The organism is Shewanella sp. 125m-7 (assembly GCF_052977045.1).
The window spans coordinates 36,087-55,175 of the sequence record NZ_JBRILQ010000035.1; the positions used below are offsets into that span (position 1 = coordinate 36,087).

The following is a 19,089-nucleotide window of genomic DNA, read 5'->3' on the forward strand; positions in this document are numbered from 1 at the left end:
TTGAATGAGTAAGATTGTGTCCTATCCGTTCATTGGAAAATTAACACATAAAAGGTAGAGACCGACTAATACATTTATATGCATCAAGGTTACACCGTAATGGTAAGTTTGAAGTGCGTCACTATAAATCGTAAAGAAGTGTAAAGAAACTTAAATAAAAATAATTCTCATTTATATTGCGACTCAATTAATACATTCATGTGTCATTTTGGGGTTGGATATGTCTGTTGGGACGTCATTTAAGTTTTCACGTTTAGGGCTTGCAATTGTTGCTGGATTGGCTTCATCTTCTGTTTTTGCTGAGGATGCTAGTGTTGGAGCTGCTATTGTCGCTGAGCCAAATATCGAGCGTATTAGCGTTATGGGTCGTAGCTTTAACGATTACAACGTTGGCTCATCTTCAGGTGCTATGCGTGGTGATATCGATATCTTAGACACGCCTCAATCTGTCACCGTTATCCCTGACTTTGTTACTGATGAACAGCTAGCGACTAACCTTTCTGAAGTGCTGGTTAACGACTCGAGTGTGACGGGGGGATCTGAAAAATGGAATCGCCAAGTATTTAATATTCGTGGTTTCGAACTTTCTTCTGGTTCAGGCTTTTTGATCAATGGTCAGCAGCAGTGGTCTCACTACGTACAGCCTATTGAAACACTACAGCAAGTTGAAGTGCTTAAAGGTCCGTCAAGTATGCTTTATGGCCAGTCAGGCCCTGGCGGCTTGATCAACATGGTTACCAAGAAGCCTACTTACGAGACGATGCTAGATATTGGCTTTGATACCGATGAGCATGGTTCTACCCGTTTCCAACTTGATGCGGGTGGTAGCCTCAACGAAGCTGAGACTATTCGTTACCGTACAGTCTTAGTTAAGCAGGACACGACTTACTGGCGTGAGTACCAAGATGGCACAAATCAAGAGCGTGACCGTTGGTTAGGCTATTTAAACCTAGAGTTTGATATTACCGATGACCTATTACTATCGCTTAAATATGATCACACCCAAGATAAAACTGGAATTGATCGCGGTGGTTGGCTAAACAGTAGTGGTGACTTGATTGGTGGCCGTGACATTATTTGGGATCAGCCATGGGCATTTACCGACAACACCATCTCTAACTTAGGTGCTGAGCTGCTTTATAACCTAACCGATGACTGGCAAGTTAAAGCGGGTTATAACGATCAGCAGTTTAATCGTCAACGTTTAGATTCTTCGCCATCACTTATCAGTGGCTCTGAAGATCCGTTTACAGATGGTTATTATATTAGTCCATTTGACCGTTATGACGACTGGCAGCACAAAACCGGCTTTGTTGATTTCACTGGTAATATCTACACCGGTGATATAGAACACCAGTTGCTTGTTGGCGCCAACATGCTTGATTACTACTATGGTCAGCTCAAAGAGTCGGGTGAGAAAAACCAATTAGTCATGCCTGGTCAGGCTGTCCCTAGGCCAGATCTTGATTACAACAGTGATGCAACCAAATACGAAAGTGAATACAAGCACTACGGTTTCTATGTTCAAGACTTAGTGACGATTACCGATGAGTGGCAAGTGCTTGCTGGTGTACGTTACGACGAACAGAAGAAAGAAGGTTCGGGTAATAATAGTTATGCGGTATCGCCTAAATTTGGTGTGATCTACTCACCTGCGGATAACGGCAGCATCTACGTTAACTACTCTAAGAGTTTTACCCCTCAAGGGATAGTGAACAACATTGATGACGTTAATGATGGTAAGAATCTCGATCCTGAATACGGCGAGCAGTATGAAGTTGGCACTAAGTGGGAACTGTTTGACGGTAGCCTACTGTTAACCGGTGCCGTATTTGATATCACAGTATCAAATGTGACGGTAACTGAAGAGATTGAAGGTAGTTCAGAAACTATTACGACTCAGTCAGGTGAGCAGCGCCATAAAGGTTTCGAGATGGGTGCCCAAGGCCAAGTTAGCGATAGCTGGTTTATGACAGGTTCTATGATGTATCTCGATGCTGAGTATCATCGCCCTGAAACGGATAGCTTGAACGGTAAGACTCCTGTTGATGCGCCTGAGTGGTCTGCAAACGTATGGACGCGTTATGAGATGACCGATGATTTAGCATTAAACTTTGGTGCTCTCTATGTGGGTGAGCGTTTTGCTAATACCAGCAATACGATTAGTAAAGATGGTTATGTACGCTTCGATATGGGCGCTGCATACACTATGGACGTAATGGGGAGTGATGTCAGCGTTCGTGTAAACGTGAAAAACCTATTCGATGCTGATTACCTAGCGGGCGGTACTAATACCGATGTGACTGTAGGTGAAGGGCGTCACTTTAGCCTAGCGCTAGAAGCTAAGTTCTAACGAAAGCTGCAAGTCTAATGACTGCTAAAGCCTCAACCTTAGGGTTGGGGCTTTTTTGTATTGATGATTTTTTACTGAAACACTCATTATCATCAAAAACTGGCAAATAAGTTTCGTTTCACTATAATATGCCTTTCGAATCGAAACTTAGCGAAAGGTTTTATGAACAAACGAAACACTCAACAACGACGTCACAGCATTATTAGCCTGCTTAACCAGCAAGGAGAGGTGAGTGTTGAAGAGTTGTCCCTACGTTTTGAAACTTCTGAAGTCACCATTCGCAAAGACTTAGCCACATTAGAAAAAACCGGACTTTTACTGCGTCGTTATGGTGGCGCCGTCGCCGTGCCTGATGAAGTTACCCAGCAGTTTACAGCCAAAATAGCACCGAATAAGTTATCTATCGCAAAGGCGGCTGCTCAGCTGATTAACGACCATAATCGCATTATTATCGATAGCGGCAGTACTACGTCAGGTTTGATTGGTGAGCTTAATGCTAAGCGTGGTTTATTAGTGATGACTAACTCCCTTGCTCTGGCTAATTCGATTCATGAGCTAGAAAATGAGCCGACGCTATTAATGACGGGCGGCACTTGGGATCCGCATTCTGAGTCTTTCCAAGGACAGATTGCCGAACAAGTGTTGCGTTCATATAACTTTGATCAGCTGTTTATCGGTGCTGACGGTATCGATCTTGAGCGTGGCACGACAACCTTTAATGAACTGACTGGTTTAAGCAAGGTGATGGCGGAAGTGTCACGAGAAGTGGTGGTGATGCTCGAGTCAGAAAAGCTGGGTAGACGCATTCCAAACCTTGAACTACCCTGGAGCAAAATCAGCGTGTTAGTCACCGATGATAGGTTACCGAGTGAAGCGCTAGACATCATTTCTAAGCATGGTGTGCGAGTTATTCTAGCACCTTATGCAGGGTAACGTATTCAGAGTCATCATCTCTGATTAATCGCGTTATCCATTTTAAAATTCAATTTTTAACTTTAAATTTATCTCTCACAAAGAGAGTCTAGGTAAATAATATGTGTGGAATCGTTGGTGCTGTAGCACAAAGAGATGTAGCTGAAATTCTTGTGGAAGGGCTAAGACGCCTTGAATACCGTGGATATGACTCTGCGGGTGTTGCGGTATTAAATAATGGTGAGCTCAATAGAACTCGCCGTGTGGGCAAGGTACAAGAGTTATCGGCTGCACTCGATATTGCACCACTTGCTGGTGGTACAGGTATTGCGCATACACGCTGGGCAACTCATGGTGAGCCGAGTGAGCGTAATGCACACCCTCATTTATCTGAAGGTGATATAGCAGTCGTTCACAACGGCATTATCGAAAACCACAATAAACTGCGTGAGATGCTAAAAGGCTTAGGCTATACCTTTGCATCAGACACAGATACCGAGGTAATTTGTCACTTAGTACATCATGAGTTAAAGACACATGACACGCTACTTGCAGCGGTTCAAGCAAGCGTTAAGCAACTAGAAGGTGCCTACGGCACTGTGGTTATCGACCGTCGTGACTGTGAGCGTATGATAGTGGCTCGCTCTGGCAGCCCACTCGTTATTGGTTATGGCCTAGGTGAAAACTTCGTTGCTTCTGATCAGCTAGCACTTTTACCTGTGACACGCTCTTTTGCTTTCTTAGAAGAAGGCGATGTTGCTGAAGTGACGCGTCGGACCGTGAATATTTATGATGTGGACGGCAATGCGGTTGAGCGTGAAGTTAAAGAGTCTGAAGTAACTCATGACGCTGGCGACAAAGGTGAATACCGTCACTATATGCTAAAAGAGATCTACGAGCAGCCAACTGCTATCGCTCGTACACTTGAAGGCCGTATTGCGGGTGGTAAAGTACTTGATACTGCCTTTGGTGACAACGCAGCTGAATTCCTAAAAGACATTAAGCACGTACAGATTATTGCCTGTGGTACCAGCTACCATGCTGGTATGGCTGCGCGTTACTGGTTAGAAGATTGGGCGGGTGTTTCTTGTAATGTCGAGATTGCTTCTGAGTTCCGTTACCGTAAATCTCACCTATTCCCTAACAGCTTACTCGTTACTATTTCACAGTCTGGTGAAACCGCCGATACCTTAGCGGCAATGCGTTTAGCGAAAGAGATGGGTTACAAGGCAACACTAACGATTTGTAATGCGCCGGGTTCATCACTCGTACGTGAGTCAGATATGGCTTACATGATGAAAGCAGGCGCCGAGATTGGCGTAGCGTCAACTAAAGCCTTCACTGTGCAGTTAGCGGGTCTATTAATGCTGACATCTGCTATTGGCCGTTACAATGGTATGTCTGATGAGATGCAAGCTCAGATCAGCCAAAGCTTGCTTTCTATGCCAGCTAAAGTAGAGCAAGCACTAGGTTTAGACGATGCGATTGCCGAACTTGCTGAAGATTTTGCCGATAAGCACAATGCACTATTTTTAGGGCGTGGTGATCAGTACCCCATCGCAATGGAAGGTGCGCTTAAGCTTAAAGAGATCTCTTATATCCACGCCGAGGCTTATGCATCTGGTGAGCTTAAGCATGGTCCATTAGCACTGATTGACGCAGATATGCCGGTTATCGTAGTTGCACCAAACAATGAGCTATTAGAGAAACTAAAGTCTAACGTTGAAGAGGTACGTGCTCGCGGTGGCTTGATGTATGTATTCGCCGATAAAGACGCAGAGTTCGAGTCGGATGACACCATGAAGGTGATTCCGGTTCCACACTGTGATGAGTTTATGGCACCGTTAATCTACACCATTCCACTACAGTTACTGTCTTATCACGTAGCCTTGATTAAAGGTACCGATGTCGATCAGCCACGTAATTTGGCTAAGTCAGTGACGGTTGAGTAACAGATAGAATTAAATTTATCATTTAATGATTAGAAACCTCCCTTGTGGAGGTTTCTTTGTTTTAGAGATCTTACTTTCTCCTATGTTATCCCCCTTAAGGGGGATGCTGTAATGACAGGCTTATCACATGCTATCCATAGGCCAATATCAAGGAGATAAATAATGAAAAAACTAATAAGGCTTAGCGTATCGGCCTTGGCTGTGAGTAGCATACTAGCTCTTACTGGCTGCGGTAGCGACAGCGATAACGCCACCCAACCGCCGGCTCCAGAGCCACAGCCAACAGTATTGACGGGAATATTTTCGGATAGTCCAGTAGCGGGAATGGGCTATGAAACTGCGGATCATAGTGGTGTCACGAACGCTCAGGGACAGTTTAATTATAACGAGGGTGAGTCTGTAGAATTCTACATAGGCGCTACGCGTTTTCCAATTGTCGCGGGTCAGGAAGAAGTGACACCGATGGATTTGTACCAAACAGATTCGGCTGATAATACTGGAGTGATTAACACCTTGCGCTTACTGCAGTCGCTCGATACAGATAATGACCCCGATACAGGAATTCAATTAGCGGATGATATCCATGAAACGCTGGCGGGCCATCAGGTGGACCCTACAGCAGATAATTTTGATGAGCAGGCTGGGCAAGCACTTGTCGCATCAGGATTGGAGGCTGAAGATCTGGTCGATGCTGATGATGCGTTAGCCCACTTCGGTCAGAGTCGGGGATATCAATTAACGGATTTGACTGGGCAGTGGCATACGGTCTTCTTCTCTATCCCCGTTGCCGGCACATACTCACCGGATGCCTTTAATTATGTGGTTGAAGAGTGGACTATCGACGCCGCGGGTAATGTCACTATGGCGGCTAAGGTAAAGAGTGCTGGGGATCTAGATACTGACACATTTAAAGTTAACTTAAGTGAAAGCGGCATGCTGAGCTTTACTGAGATAGACAATCTCGATATGGGTTTAAGCAGTAATAAAGACAAGATTGCCAATTACTTTAGTGAAGAGGGCGAGCAGGAACTTGGCTTTTCGATAAAGTTAGCTGGTGGCCAACAGCTTAGCGATCTCGAAGGACTGTGGTGGGGTACTGGAGTTGAAACCCCTGTGAGCGCTAACTTTAATCAGAACGAGTTTGGTGTGTGGATCGATAAGCTTGTGATTGATGACCAGGGTAAGGCTGACATTACAGAGCTAACAGTTGGTAATCAGCAAGCGAGTAATGAGGTAGAAACGGTTCAATTTGCTATGAATGAGATGGGTAAGATCACCATCGAAGATGACGATGAGTCTGCGGTGACTTACCTTTCTCGCGGTAAAGATGTCATTTTGCGCCATAGCTTTAAAGCAACTCGACAGAATATGTCGGTACTATTGCGTGCCAATGAAAATCCAACTATTGCGGATCTAGAGGGAAGTTGGCGCCTATATAACTTACAGATGCCAGACGATGGCAGCATGAACACCGATGGTTTTGGCTATTGGATTGTCGAACTGGATATTAATGCTGATGGTCTTGCTGTATGGAGCCATGTGGCAACGTCCGAAAATGAGACGTTAACTGACCAATCTATGCAGATGAGTCTAGTGGATGGGTTATTTGTTGGTGACGAAGATAAGTGGGCTATGAACCAAGATAAAGACCTAATGGTGGTGGTATCTCAATGGCAAGATGGGGCTGATGAGTTCTCGGCCTTTGCTATTGCAATTAAGCAAGTTAAGCCATAACTCTCTTTAGTGCTTTAATGAGTAAAGCCTGCAGATATCGGCAGGCTTTTTTTGTAATAGCCAATTGACGAGACCTAACTATTAAGGCCGATTGTCACCACCAGCTCATCATGGTTATAGCGCCACAACAATTGATTTTGATGCTTAGAGCCCGTTTTGTGTAGTACGCTTTTTATCTGGCTCTTTATGGTTTCCTTGCTGACGTTTCGAATATCTGCGATATCAGAGCCCGAATGACCACTGATTAATAAGCTCAGCACCTGGTATTCAGCAGGCGTTAACTTGATCGGTCTATGCCTGATCGTCAGTGGAAAATGTTCTTGGCAGCGACAAAGGGCTTTATCTTGCTCCATACTTGCTAATTGTTTAGCGTGAAAAGCACTAACCCATGGTTGCATTGAATGGCCTAGCTTCTCATGTAATCGTCGTGCGCTACGACTAAATACCTTGTTAAGCGAGTGAGCCGTAAATAACAGGTACAGGTGCTGGTTGACGCCTAAAAGTAGAATTAGGCTTGAACGATAGCGAACATAAGGCAGTAAGTTTTCACTGTAGATTTGGTCCGAAATCAACTCGGGATCAACTAGGCTCTCCATTATTTGCGAAGTATTTATCAGGCCTTTGCGTAAGTAAGTATTAAAGAAAATATCATGCCGCCAGTGTTGTTGGTAAAGCGGGATATCTTTTGTTGAGATCTCTGGTGACCAGGTGTGTTGTCTCTCTAGGCAAGTATCGATAACAGTAATGCTCGTCGCATCAGCCTGCAAAATATTCGATAGATAGCTAAAGTCTTCACCTTTAATCTCTCTCGTCGACATATTTTCTATTAATAAGTACTGCCACTTGGAAAAATCGTCCCAGTTCACAAGCCCTCCTAGCGAAAACATGGGCGAACATGCCGCCATTAACCTTAACTTAACAAAGGTAGCTGTTTTGGAATTGATATAGATCAAAAATATGCTTAAGTAAGCACCGCTAATCGTCATGTATTATCTGGAGTGCTGTGACTAGAGGGGGGGCTTTATTTTAATCTGGTAGAGAATATATTTATAAAAGGCGGTTGGGATTAGAGGAAGTAATACAAATGACAAAAAATCGAGTATGAACATTATCTTTATAACTTGGCGTTAACCACTTAATAGGAGCTCTGTTAAAGCCCCTATAAAATGAGTTGTTTTATAGTTTACTCTTTACCGTAAACGTTATTTTCCTGCTCTTGAACACGAATAAACGTGGTGCGTTTAGTGAGTTCTTTGAGTGATGCAGCACCAACATAAGTACAAGTAGATCGTACGCCACCCATAATGTCATTAATGGTGTTATCTACGCTGCCTCTAAATGGCAGTAATACCGTTTTACCTTCTGCTGCGCGGTACTTAGCAACGCCACCAGAGTGTTTATCCATTGCTGACTGTGATGACATGCCGTAGAACTTAACCATGGTTTTGCCATCTTGCTCAATAACTTCGCCGCCGCTTTCTTCATGGCCAGCTAACATACCGCCAAGCATTACAAAGTCTGCACCGCCACCAAAGGCTTTAGCGACATCACCAGCACAACTACAGCCGCCATCACCAATAATCTGTCCACCTAAGCCGTGGGCTGCATCAGCACATTCGATAATGGCTGAAAGTTGTGGGTAGCCAACGCCAGTTTTAACACGCGTTGTGCATACTGAGCCAGGGCCAATACCGACTTTAACGATATCTGCACCGGCAATAATCAGTTCTTCAACCATATCACCAGTGACCACGTTCCCCGCGCTTATGACTGTTTGTGGATGAGATTGTCTTACTTTGCGTACGTAATCGACTAGATGTTCTGAATAGCCGTTAGCGATGTCGATACAGATAAAGTTAAGCGCATCAGAAAGCGCTAAAATTTCACTTAACTTAATGAAGTCAGCATCTGAGGTACCGCTTGAAACCATCACATGTTGTAGTACATCAGCAGGTTGGCTGGCAACAAACTCGCCCCACTGCTCAACAGTGTAATGCTTATGAACCGCTGTCATAACATTGTGTGTAGCTAGGCTAGCTGCCATCTTAAAGCTGGCTACAGAATCCATGTTCGCGGCAATAATTGGTACACCAGACCAAGTTTTACCACTGTGCTTAAAAGTAAATTGACGGTTTAGATCTACTTGAGAACGACTCTTTAACGTTGAACGTTTAGGTCGGATAAGTACATCTTTAAAACCTAACTTTATATCTTGTTCAATACGCATAGTTTATTCCTCACATGGATTTTGCGCGCAGCAAAACCGCCGATAAAAAGATTTTTTATCGGGCATTAAATTAATTCCTGAGCTTATTTCAGGCACAAAAAAACCGCAGCGTTTTGGGGCGCTCCGGTTTTAGGCATTATAGGAACAGATTTTCAGTTGGCAAGTTCTTAAATTGAAACTGTCATTCCTTAAAAAAGGAAGGTTAATGCACTGTTGATATATGTTTGTGTTGATGTTGGTGGGTAAGGGGGGTAATTAGGCATGAATTAATCTATGCCCAATTAAACCTAATATTTTTTACAAAACTTACTTCTCGGCAGCGCCTTTTTCTTTAGAAAGCTTTATATCAAAATTATCGAGTAAAAGTAGCGTGTCAGCGATAGCGGATTTAAGTTTTGTTGCTGGAGGTGAACTCAGTTTTTTAGCTTGTTTTAATGACTCTCTACGAGTGACAAACTCGAGCATCGTTTCAAGGTTTTCAGGGCAATTAATATCAAGCGGGGGCAGTTTCTTGGTCGATGCATTGTTGTAGATTTCGAATTCTTTTTGAAGGTGTTCTTGAGCTTCTCTAGTTCTTTCCATGTCGGATCGCCTCTCTATTCAATAAACCTATATACCGAAGCTATCTTAATAATGCGGCTTTAACAAGTTTACACTTTTAAGTTTTGGTCTATATTGTCAGAATTATTAGCGGTTTCCACCTTAGGTACTAGTTTTTTGTGCTTTAGCGCTAAGTCATTAATAAAAATACAGTAGGTAAATTGTTATTTCCAAAGGGGAAGCTAAGTCATCCGTCTAGGAATGAGCGCTTGTTTATCTATAGCATAACCTTAATTTTTGGGGCCATAACTTGATTAAAGATCTGCTTAGCTTGGTTTAATGTAGGCTGCAATATTGATTAGTTTACTATTCGGTCAGTACCTAAAATAGTAGCAGATATAATACTTGATAGAACGCTGGACAATACCAAACGGTTTAGGCTTTTGAACTACCAGAGGTGCAACTCCCCTTTAGTTGCTAGCAGTAAAGAAAAGCGCTCCTAAGAGCGCTTTGTTATGGACGGTTAGCTAACACCCAGTGCTTAGTTAGCTGACTTCATTGTGCTGAAGAGAATGTGGTGATCGACACCGCCACATTCGGCATGCTATCTATAGCTTATCGTCAGCTAACCAAACTTCCATTATCCGTTGATGGTTTAGTTAGGCTCAGCTTGGTTGGCCTCGCTGAGTTAGAACTGCTGTGGCAGCAATAGAATAGTCTGTTGCTATTTTCTATCGCTATACCAATCGTACTATAGGTGTGATTGGTATTCGTTAACCGAATTCACCGCTAACATAGCCTTGGGTTCGAGAGTCGATAGGTTGGTTAAATATCTGACTTGTTTCACCATGTTCAACCAATTCGCCCATCCAGAAAAATGCCGTTTTATCTGATATACGCTTAGCCTGATTCATCGAGTGAGTCACAATAACAATGGTAAATTGTTTGCGAAGCTCATCCATTAGCATCTCAATCTTGTGAGTCGCAATCGGATCCAGTGCGCTGGTGGGCTCGTCCATTAAAATCACTTCAGGTTTCATCGCGATTGTACGGGCAATACAAAGGCGTTGCTGTTGCCCGCCCGATAATCCAAATGCCGGAGTGTTGAGTCTGTCTTTTACTTCATCCCACAACGCGGCGCTACGCAGCGATTTTTCAACAGTATCATCGAGTATTTTTTTATCTTTAATACCTTGAGCTTTAAGGCCAAAAGCGACGTTTTCATAAATACTCATTGGGAAAGGGTTAGGCTTTTGGAACACCATGCCAACTCGCATTCTTAAGTGTTTAACATCCACATCTTGATAAATATTGCTGCCCTCAAACATCACGTCACCGTTAATCTTTACTCCCGCAACTAAGTCATTCATGCGGTTTAACGTGCGAAGTAAGGTTGATTTACCACAACCAGACGGGCCAATTAACGCGGTTACTTGGCGAGCTGGAATGGCTAAAGAGATATCTTTGAGCGCGTGGTTGTCGCCGTAAAATAGGTTTAAGTTGTTCACTTCTAGCTTATTCATGGAGATAACCTTATTTGGATGATTTATTTAAACGTGAGGCAATCACTTTCGTCGCCATATTTAAGATGAGAACCAGCACAATCAAAACCGTCGCGGTGGCATAAGCTTGATCCCACTCATGTTGGGTAAATAGCTCTTGGGTTAATTTATAAAGGTGTACAGTCAAGGTGCGGCCTGATTCAAGCACCGATTCTGGAATTTGTGTCACCATACCAGCGGTTAAAAATACGGGGGCTGACTCACCTATCACTCGTCCAGTGCTTAAAATTATTGAAGTTACAATACCTGGTAGGGCGCTGGGCAGGACTAAGCGAAAAATGGTGTAGATTTTTGAGCTACCTAAGGCATAGCCGCCTTCACGATAGCTCATAGGCACTGACAGCAGCGCTTCTTCAGTTGTACGGATTATCACGGGGAGAATTAGCATGGCTAGGGTTAATGCTCCCGATAAAATAGAAAAGCCTAGTCCAAGTGTGGTGACAAAGAAGGTCATACCAAATAGACCATAAACAATCGATGGGATGCCCGCTAATGATTCGGTACAAAAGCGGATCACCTTAACCACTTGGCTGCCTGGAGCGGCATATTCCGTTAGGTAAATAGCTGTCATAATGCCAATCGGGGCGGCAAAGGCGAGTGATAGGCCGACCATATACACGGTGGATACTATCATGGCCCAAATTCCAGATGCTTCACCAATACGAGTGTAAGCGCCAGTAATGAATTCCCAGCTAACGTGAGCGAGGCCATTACTTAATATGTGCCATACCACCCAAAGTAAAAACAGCAGAGTTGTAGCCGCAGCAGACCAGATGGCTAGCATCATCAATTTGTCTTGGTTGTCTCGTGAAAGTTTTAACATTAGTGCGCTCGCTTTCTGTTGAGATAAAGCAGTGAACCGTTAAGTATTACGATAAATACCAGTAACACTATGCCCGTAGAGTAGAGTGCGCTGGCATGAATGCCTGTAGCGTATGACATCTCCATCGCGATATTGGCGGTTAAGGTTCTAGCGGGCTCTAAAATTGAGCCAGGCATTGCTGGGGCATTGCCCATCACCATAATGATTGCCATGGTTTCGCCTATCGCGCGGGCGACACCTAGCGCAATACCAGTGTAAATACCGCTTCGTGCAGCCGGTATTAGTACCTTAAAAATACTGTAGATATGCGAAGCACCGAGTGCGAGCGCTCCCTCTTTATAGATTGGTGGTAAGGCGCGTAGGGAGGTTTCTGAAATCGTAATGACGGTCGGTAAAATCATAATGGCTAAAACGATGACGCCCGCGAGTATGGTGTTACCCGCAGGGATGTTAAATATCGTTTCTATGGCGGGGACGATAATCACCAAGCCAAAGAAGCCATAAACCACAGAGGGGATACCAGCAAGCAGCTCAACGGCAGGGCGAATAATATTGGCCAACCAATTTGGTGCGAGCTCTGCAAGAAATACCGCGGTAAGTAGCGCAATAGGTACACCAATCATTACGGCGCCAGCTGTTGATATTAGCGATGCAACCATCATAGGTAGCAAGCCAAATAGTGCTGGTGGCAGCCACTCTTTACCTAATAGCATTTGTGAAACACCGGCTTCTTTAAAAGCAGGTAAGCCTTCGCTAAAGACAAACCAACCTATAGTCGCAACTGAAAGTATGCCGACCATTGCGCTGCATAAGAAAAGAAGGTGAAACCCCATCTCTTTCAAGTCGTATGATTTTGCTGGGGCGAGCTGAAGCCCTTGGCGCTGGACTTTACTGGCAGTTGTCATCACTTAACCTCAACATCTATCTAAAATGATCTCGTTGATACAGAGGAGTATTAATTCCTCTGTATCTTGGTACGATTTATTGAACGCTGATGTAGCCTTGTTCAGACACTATTTTTTGGCCATCTTCAGACAGAATATAGTTAATGAATGTACTGGCATTGTCTGGCGCATTTTTATCTACTAACACGATGAAAGGACGTGCGATTTGGTAGTCACCAGCCACTATGTTGCCTTCTGTCGCAGCGACACCGTCTACTGCAATGGCACGTAAGCTGTCATCAACACTGCCAAGAGAGATATAGCCAATAGCAAATGGGTTATTAGCGACTATGGTTTTGATCATACCGTTACCATTACCTACTTGAGCGGTCGGAGAAATTGCGGTGACCTTGTGGCCGTTAATCGTGCGTTGAAGTTTCATTATCTCTTCAAATGCACCGCGAGTACCGGATCCATTCTCACGAGTGACGACAACGATTGGGCGTGATTCACCGCCGACTTCGTTCCAGTTTTTAATCTCACCACGGTAAATTTTTGATATTTGTTCTTGAGTTAGGCTTTGCACTGGGTTTGCTTTGTTGACCGCGGCGGCAATACCATCACGAGCAATAACAATTTCTTTGGTGTCACTCGTTAATTCATTATCTTTTATGTTGCGTGACGACATACCAATCATGCTGGTGCCGTCTTTAGCTGCTCGTATACCTGCTGATGAGCCTGTACTTTGCACTTCAACGCTGATGTTAGTGTTGTTTTGATAGTTTTCTGCAAGCACTTCCATCACGTGTGCTACAGATGTCGAACCTGATACTGTTACTGTGCTTGCCTGGGCAAGTGGTGTTGTCATTAGACCTACTGCGGTTAACAAGCCAAATACTTTTTTCATTACGATTTCCACTCTATTGTTTGGTCGTTTAGATACGAGTTATTTACAAAACCAAGTTAGTGCCTCGCTGAAGGCAAGCGCATTAAGACAGAGTTATATGACAGTTATGTGACGTTTATTATGAGCTGGTGGGGGAACGCTGCTGTTAGTACCAAGTGCTACTTTAGGCGCCGCTAATGTTAAGGTTGGTATTTGTTAAATTAATAAAAATTAAGCTGAGATTTATTAAGCGATTTTAAATGTAAGGCTGGGGCGCTACATAAGGCTTTGCTTCATGCTGGTAAGGGTTTTTCGCACGAGTTAAAAGGGCGGCTATTAACTTAGCGTTAAGCTAAATTTAACAATTTTTGCGGCTATTTATGTTATATTTCGGCAATACGTTTGGTAGATAAAATTATTATTAAACTTTTATTACAGCGCTGAATGAGTCGTAACTTTACCGAACAGGAAACCTTTCTGCGCCATAATTGGCTGTATTTAACTGCTCTCAATATAAAACGACTACTCTCAATACTTAAGTTATCTCTCAATTATATAAGGTGTTTCTATGACGACTGAAATGGTCATGATTGGTATGTCGATTCTGATCTTAGTCGGTATTTTGCTGCATCACCCCTCTAGAACCTTAGGTATTCCTTCATTACTCATTTTTATGGGGGTAGGCTTAATGCTAGGTAATGGTGAGTTTAACTTTGTGTACGATGACTTAGACAAGACTGCCTGGATAGGTGGCTTAGCGTTAAATATGATTGTATTCGTGGGGGGGATAAATACCTCAACCGATAAAATCAAAGTAGCTTATAAAGAGGGGGGAGTACTTGCTTCTTTTGGGGTGTTATTTACGACGCTGATTTTTGCGGTGATTTTATATTGGTTGTTAGATTTTGACTTTATTACCTGCTTACTGTTTGCAGCCATCGTTTCATCAACAGATGCCGCAGCAGTATTTTCAATTCTAGAGTCTAAAAAGCTTAAGTTAAAAGAGCAGACTGATACCGTATTAGAGTTTGAGTCGGCAACTAACGATCCCGTTGCTATGCTATTGGTTATTTTCTTAACGGATATGGCGCTTTCAAGCAGTAAGACAGTCGTTGCCTCAGAGATCGCTATTGAATTGGTCACGCAAATTGGTATTGCCATGGTCGTGGGCTTTGGGGTTGCTAAAATAGCGGTCTGGTTACTAAATCGTATCCACCTGTCTGAATTTGGACTCATTCCAGTATTTGTATTGGCAAGCTTTATTGTTGCGACCTACGGCGCCGACGTGCTGGGCGGTAATATTTTGTTAGCGTCATATATAGCGGGCGTGGTGATTGGCAATGGTATTAAGCGAGGGCAGCTGGTTAATCAGCACTTCTTTAATAGCTTATCTTGGTTAGCGCAGGCGTTGATGTTTATCGTGTTGGGCTTACAAATATTCCCACAGTCATTAGCGACCGTATTTATTAGTTCGTTATTACCTGCAATATTATTGATGTTCGTTGCTCGGCCGTTAGCTGTGCAGCTTTGTTATTTGCCTTTTACTAAGGCCAGTTGGAAGAAGCGGTTGTTTATTTCCTCTATTGGTCTTAAGGGGGCGACTCCTATCGTATTCGCATTGATCCCTGCCGCGGCTGGCGTGCCAGGATCTTTAGATATAGTGCACATGGTGTTCTTTATCGTTTTATTCTCGGTGTTTATTCAGGGAGGCGCTATAGCTCCGTTAGCGAATAAACTAGGCTTGAACAATAGCGATAAAGACTAGGCTGATACAGCTTCCAGCGCATTTTTAGACTCGATGCCTTTCCAGACTTTTTCATGGAAATAGAAAACAACGGTATTCACAGCGGGTTCGATTAAGGCTACAGCACCACCAATGACTACGCTTCCAGTTAAAAGGTAAGTAATGGTAAAAGCGACACAAAAGTGAAGAATCGCGAAAGTCATAGTTTTAATCATATTAAGTACCTCTATTTAAGTTGTATTGATGATAATGGTTATCATTTGCAATTAAAAGGGGTTTACTTAGATTAGTTTGATAGAAGATGCAGATTAGAAAGGTGACTTGGTTATAAACCCATCAACGTATTTAATGCGTCGGTGGGTTTATAACGACATAATTTACAGTGCGGCGCCGTAAATTAGTAATGCCAAGGGAATGATGAGAAGTCCTGATCGCGCTTCTCAAGGAAGGCATCACGGCCCTCTCTAGCTTCTTCGGTTCCGTAAGCAAGACGGGTAGCTTCCCCAGCAAATAGCTGCTGACCCACTAAGCCATCATCCGGCAAGTTAAAGCCATATTTCAACATACGCATTGCGGTTGGCGACTTAGAGTTAATCTCTTTAGCCCATTTTAATGCTTCAGTCTCTAGATCTTGATGAGGGATAGCGCGGTTAACCATCCCCATATCAAATGCTTCTTCGGCGGTATAGTTAAAGCCTAGGAAGAAGATTTCACGCGCACGTTTTTGACCAATCATCTTAGCAAGATATGCACTGCCATAACCTGAGTCAAAGCTACCTACATCAGGGTCGGTTTGCTTAAATACGGCATGTTCTTTTGACGCAAGCGTTAAATCACAAACCACATGTAAGCTATGACCACCGCCAACAGCCCAGCCAGGGACTACAGCAATAACCACTTTCGGCATAAAACGGATTAAGCGTTGTACTTCTAAAATATGTAAACGACCCATGCGAGCCACATCAGGGATACCTTCTTCTGCCCCTTCATACTTGTAGCCATCTTTACCACGAATGCGCTGATCGCCACCGGCACTGAAAGACCATTGGCCTTTGGCTGACGGACCATTGCCCGTTAGCAATACGCAGCCAACATCAGACCACTGACGTGCGTGGTTGAGTGCAGTATAGAGTTCATCAACAGTTTTAGGACGAAATGAGTTTAAGCAATCTGGGCGACTAATTGCGATACGTACAGTGCCCTGAACTTTGGCTCTGTGGTAGGTAACATCTTCGAAATCAAAGCCTGGAACAAGATCCCATAATTCGGGATCAAAAATGTCAGATACTGGTTGTGTCATGAGCCTTTAGCCTTTTTGCTTCATTGGAATTCGATAATAGCTAAAGGCTAGGCCGAATCAGATCTCAGGTCAATCTAGTTTGTATGCTAATCGAGTAACTGAGATCTATTGCGTTATTTGACTAAAGACTAAGGTGATTAGTTAAGCTTATCGCAGATGTAGGTTTGGTTCTCTTTACTAAAAGCTGAATGTTTATTGGCACCAGTGCCACAAAACTCAGTTTTAAACTCATTTAGCTTTGTCTGTGATTGCGTAATAAGCTGCAACGCTTGTTGCTCCGTAGCTGAAAGACGGTCAGCAATATCGGTTTTTAGCAGATTAAGAGTATTGTCTGCGCGCTGTATTTGAGTACCCGTCATGCTATCGAGTTTATCTTCAGCTTGTTGAAATATCCCTTCAACCTCTGCAATTGGCTCATCTAAAGTATCAGTTTGTGTATAAAGGTAATAAACAATGCCAGCGATAATTGCCAATATGATCCAGCCTTTCATCTTTTAGTCCTATGTAGGTGAATAACTTGTGGTATAAGCGTTATAATAAGCTAGTTTTCCAGAAAAATTAAAGCTGTAAGGCTGCAAAATGAGCGCAGAACAAAATAAAAAAGACTTCTCTAAAGCTGAAAGAATCAAAATTCATCAACCCGATGCCAATAAAGCGGATCGCTTTAATCCACGTAATCGTATCTATGTGCGTGCAGTTAAAGGGCTATGGAGTACGCTGCGCCGCCGTTTAGGTTGGGTGGCAATGCTATTCTTTTTAATTCTGCCTTGGATCCCTTGGGGAGACCGCCAAGCGGTTTGGTTTAACCTTGAAGAGCAAAAGTTTCATGTCTTTGGCTTAACCATCTGGCCGCAGGACTTTACCTTATTAGCGGCATTATTAATGATAGCTGCGTTTGGTTTGTTTTTCGTGACAACCTATCTTGGGCGGGTATGGTGTGGTTACACCTGCCCGCAAACGGTTTGGACGTTTATCTTTATCTGGTTTGAAGAGAAACTAGAAGGGGCGCGCAATAAGCGGATTAAACTAGATCAAATGCCATGGAGCTTTAATAAGCTGTGGCGAAAAACTGCCAAGCATACCTCTTGGTTGTTGGTGTCATTACTGACTGCAATGACCTTCGTGTCTTATTTTGTGCCCACCAGTGAAGTCTATAAAGAGGTATTCACCCTAAATGCCAGCGGTGGCATTTACTTCTGGGTTATCTTCTTCACCTTTGCTACTTATGGTAATGCAGGCTGGATGCGTGAAATCATGTGTATCCACATGTGCCCCTACGCAAGATTCCAAGCGGCAATGTTTGATAAGAATACTTATATAGTAGGTTATGACACTAAACGAGGCGAAACTCGCGGCCCACGATCGAGAAAAGCCGACCCTAAATCCATGGGCTTAGGTGACTGTATCGATTGTGACTTATGTGTTCAAGTGTGCCCTACCGGAATTGATATTCGTAATGGCTTACAATACGAGTGTATTAACTGTGGTGCTTGTATTGATGCATGCGATACGACTATGACTCGAATGGGTTACGCTAAAGGCCTTATTAGTTACACCACCGAAAATAAGTTGGAAGGTGTAAAAGAGAAAGTGCTTAGGCCTAAGCTAGTAGGCTATGGCGTAGTACTTTCAGTTATGGTGCTAATCTTTATATATGCTACTGCCACGATAGCGCCAATTAGAATTGATATCATTCGAGACAGAAACCAGCTCTTTAGAGAAACAGATCAAGGGCTGATAGAAAATACCTTTACGTTGAAGATCCTTAATAAGACAGAAGAGACTCACCTTTATAATATGAGTGTTGAAGGATTAGCTAGCTATGATTGGATTGGTCCACAGCAAGTGAGTATTAAAGGTGGAGAAGTGCTTACATTGCCAATAAGTATCTCTGTCGACCCTGTAGATCTATCTAGAACCATGACACATATAAATTTTGAGGTGGTTACTGATGATGGCGCTATAGAAGCAAAGCAGGAATCTCGCTTCTTTGGTAACTAATCTTCTAGGGTAAAACAGATTAAAAGGGGCTTTTAGCCCCTTTTTTGCGCGTATCGTTTGATATCTATGCATTTGATTCAGTTATTTCATTTTTATTAATAAACCCTCTTGCGCTGATCTCAAATCTCCCTATAATGCGCATCCACTGACACGGCACAGCAGGCCATTCGC

General features: G+C 43.3%; 16 protein-coding genes. 6 read left to right on the top strand and 10 right to left on the bottom strand.

Going from position 1 to position 19,089, the window contains the following annotated elements; all coding sequences use genetic code 11:
• Positions 1–220: 220 nt before the first annotated feature.
• From ACVBIL_RS15355 to ACVBIL_RS15370, 4 genes are all read left to right on the top strand, one after another.
• Complete coding sequence (locus tag ACVBIL_RS15355) at positions 221–2,353, top strand: TonB-dependent siderophore receptor (protein WP_447167839.1); 2,133 nt, start codon at positions 221–223, stop codon at positions 2,351–2,353.
• A gap of 162 nt (positions 2,354–2,515) precedes the next feature.
• On the top strand, positions 2,516–3,286 hold the full coding sequence (locus ACVBIL_RS15360; RefSeq protein WP_447161614.1) for a DeoR/GlpR family DNA-binding transcription regulator: 771 nt from the start codon (positions 2,516–2,518) through the stop codon (positions 3,284–3,286).
• A gap of 101 nt (positions 3,287–3,387) precedes the next feature.
• Positions 3,388–5,217, top strand: a complete 1,830-nt coding sequence (gene glmS, locus ACVBIL_RS15365) for a glutamine--fructose-6-phosphate transaminase (isomerizing) (RefSeq protein ID WP_447167840.1) — start codon at positions 3,388–3,390, stop codon at positions 5,215–5,217.
• Between the two features lie 162 nt (positions 5,218–5,379).
• Entirely contained in the window at positions 5,380–6,951 is a 1,572-nt protein-coding gene (locus tag ACVBIL_RS15370; protein WP_447167841.1) for a hypothetical protein, read from the top strand.
• A gap of 74 nt (positions 6,952–7,025) precedes the next feature.
• Here ACVBIL_RS15370 and ACVBIL_RS15375 read toward each other — a convergent pair whose 3' ends face one another.
• From ACVBIL_RS15375 to ACVBIL_RS15405, 7 genes are all read right to left on the bottom strand, one after another.
• Entirely contained in the window at positions 7,026–7,817 is a 792-nt protein-coding gene (locus ACVBIL_RS15375; RefSeq protein WP_447161611.1) for a helix-turn-helix transcriptional regulator, read from the bottom strand.
• Between the two features lie 317 nt (positions 7,818–8,134).
• Positions 8,135–9,178, bottom strand: a complete 1,044-nt coding sequence (locus tag ACVBIL_RS15380) for a GMP reductase (RefSeq protein WP_447164300.1) — start codon at positions 9,176–9,178, stop codon at positions 8,135–8,137.
• A gap of 306 nt (positions 9,179–9,484) precedes the next feature.
• The gene (locus ACVBIL_RS15385) at positions 9,485–9,760 is read right to left on the bottom strand and encodes a hypothetical protein (RefSeq protein WP_447167842.1); all 276 of its coding nucleotides are present in this window, start codon (positions 9,758–9,760) and stop codon (positions 9,485–9,487) included.
• A gap of 731 nt (positions 9,761–10,491) precedes the next feature.
• Positions 10,492–11,241, bottom strand: coding sequence for a phosphate ABC transporter ATP-binding protein PstB (gene pstB / locus ACVBIL_RS15390; RefSeq protein WP_447167843.1), 750 nt, complete (start codon positions 11,239–11,241; stop codon positions 10,492–10,494).
• Between the two features lie 10 nt (positions 11,242–11,251).
• Positions 11,252–12,103, bottom strand: a complete 852-nt coding sequence (gene pstA, locus ACVBIL_RS15395) for a phosphate ABC transporter permease PstA (protein WP_447161607.1) — start codon at positions 12,101–12,103, stop codon at positions 11,252–11,254.
• Complete coding sequence (pstC, locus tag ACVBIL_RS15400) at positions 12,103–13,008, bottom strand: phosphate ABC transporter permease subunit PstC (RefSeq protein ID WP_447167844.1); 906 nt, start codon at positions 13,006–13,008, stop codon at positions 12,103–12,105. The genes pstA and pstC overlap by 1 nt, the downstream gene beginning before the upstream one ends.
• Before the next feature lie 76 nt (positions 13,009–13,084).
• The gene (locus ACVBIL_RS15405) at positions 13,085–13,894 is read right to left on the bottom strand and encodes a phosphate ABC transporter substrate-binding protein (protein ID WP_447167845.1); all 810 of its coding nucleotides are present in this window, start codon (positions 13,892–13,894) and stop codon (positions 13,085–13,087) included.
• Positions 13,895–14,441: 547 nt separating this feature from the next.
• Between ACVBIL_RS15405 and ACVBIL_RS15410 the strand changes: the two genes are divergently transcribed.
• Positions 14,442–15,638, top strand: coding sequence for a potassium/proton antiporter (locus ACVBIL_RS15410; protein ID WP_447167846.1), 1,197 nt, complete (start codon positions 14,442–14,444; stop codon positions 15,636–15,638).
• On the opposite strand, the gene ACVBIL_RS15415 is transcribed toward ACVBIL_RS15410, so the two are convergent.
• The 3 genes from ACVBIL_RS15415 to ACVBIL_RS15425 form a co-directional block, all read right to left on the bottom strand.
• Positions 15,635–15,832, bottom strand: a complete 198-nt coding sequence (locus ACVBIL_RS15415) for a DUF2061 domain-containing protein (RefSeq protein ID WP_447167847.1) — start codon at positions 15,830–15,832, stop codon at positions 15,635–15,637. The genes ACVBIL_RS15410 and ACVBIL_RS15415 overlap by 4 nt on opposite strands.
• Before the next feature lie 182 nt (positions 15,833–16,014).
• Complete coding sequence (locus ACVBIL_RS15420) at positions 16,015–16,917, bottom strand: 1,4-dihydroxy-2-naphthoyl-CoA synthase (RefSeq protein WP_447167848.1); 903 nt, start codon at positions 16,915–16,917, stop codon at positions 16,015–16,017.
• Positions 16,918–17,054: 137 nt separating this feature from the next.
• On the bottom strand, positions 17,055–17,408 hold the full coding sequence (locus tag ACVBIL_RS15425) for a hypothetical protein (protein WP_447167849.1): 354 nt from the start codon (positions 17,406–17,408) through the stop codon (positions 17,055–17,057).
• A gap of 88 nt (positions 17,409–17,496) precedes the next feature.
• Here ACVBIL_RS15425 and ccoG point away from each other — a divergent pair, with 88 nt between their 5' ends.
• Complete coding sequence (gene ccoG / locus ACVBIL_RS15430) at positions 17,497–18,918, top strand: cytochrome c oxidase accessory protein CcoG (RefSeq protein WP_447167850.1); 1,422 nt, start codon at positions 17,497–17,499, stop codon at positions 18,916–18,918.
• Positions 18,919–19,089 lie beyond the last annotated feature (171 nt).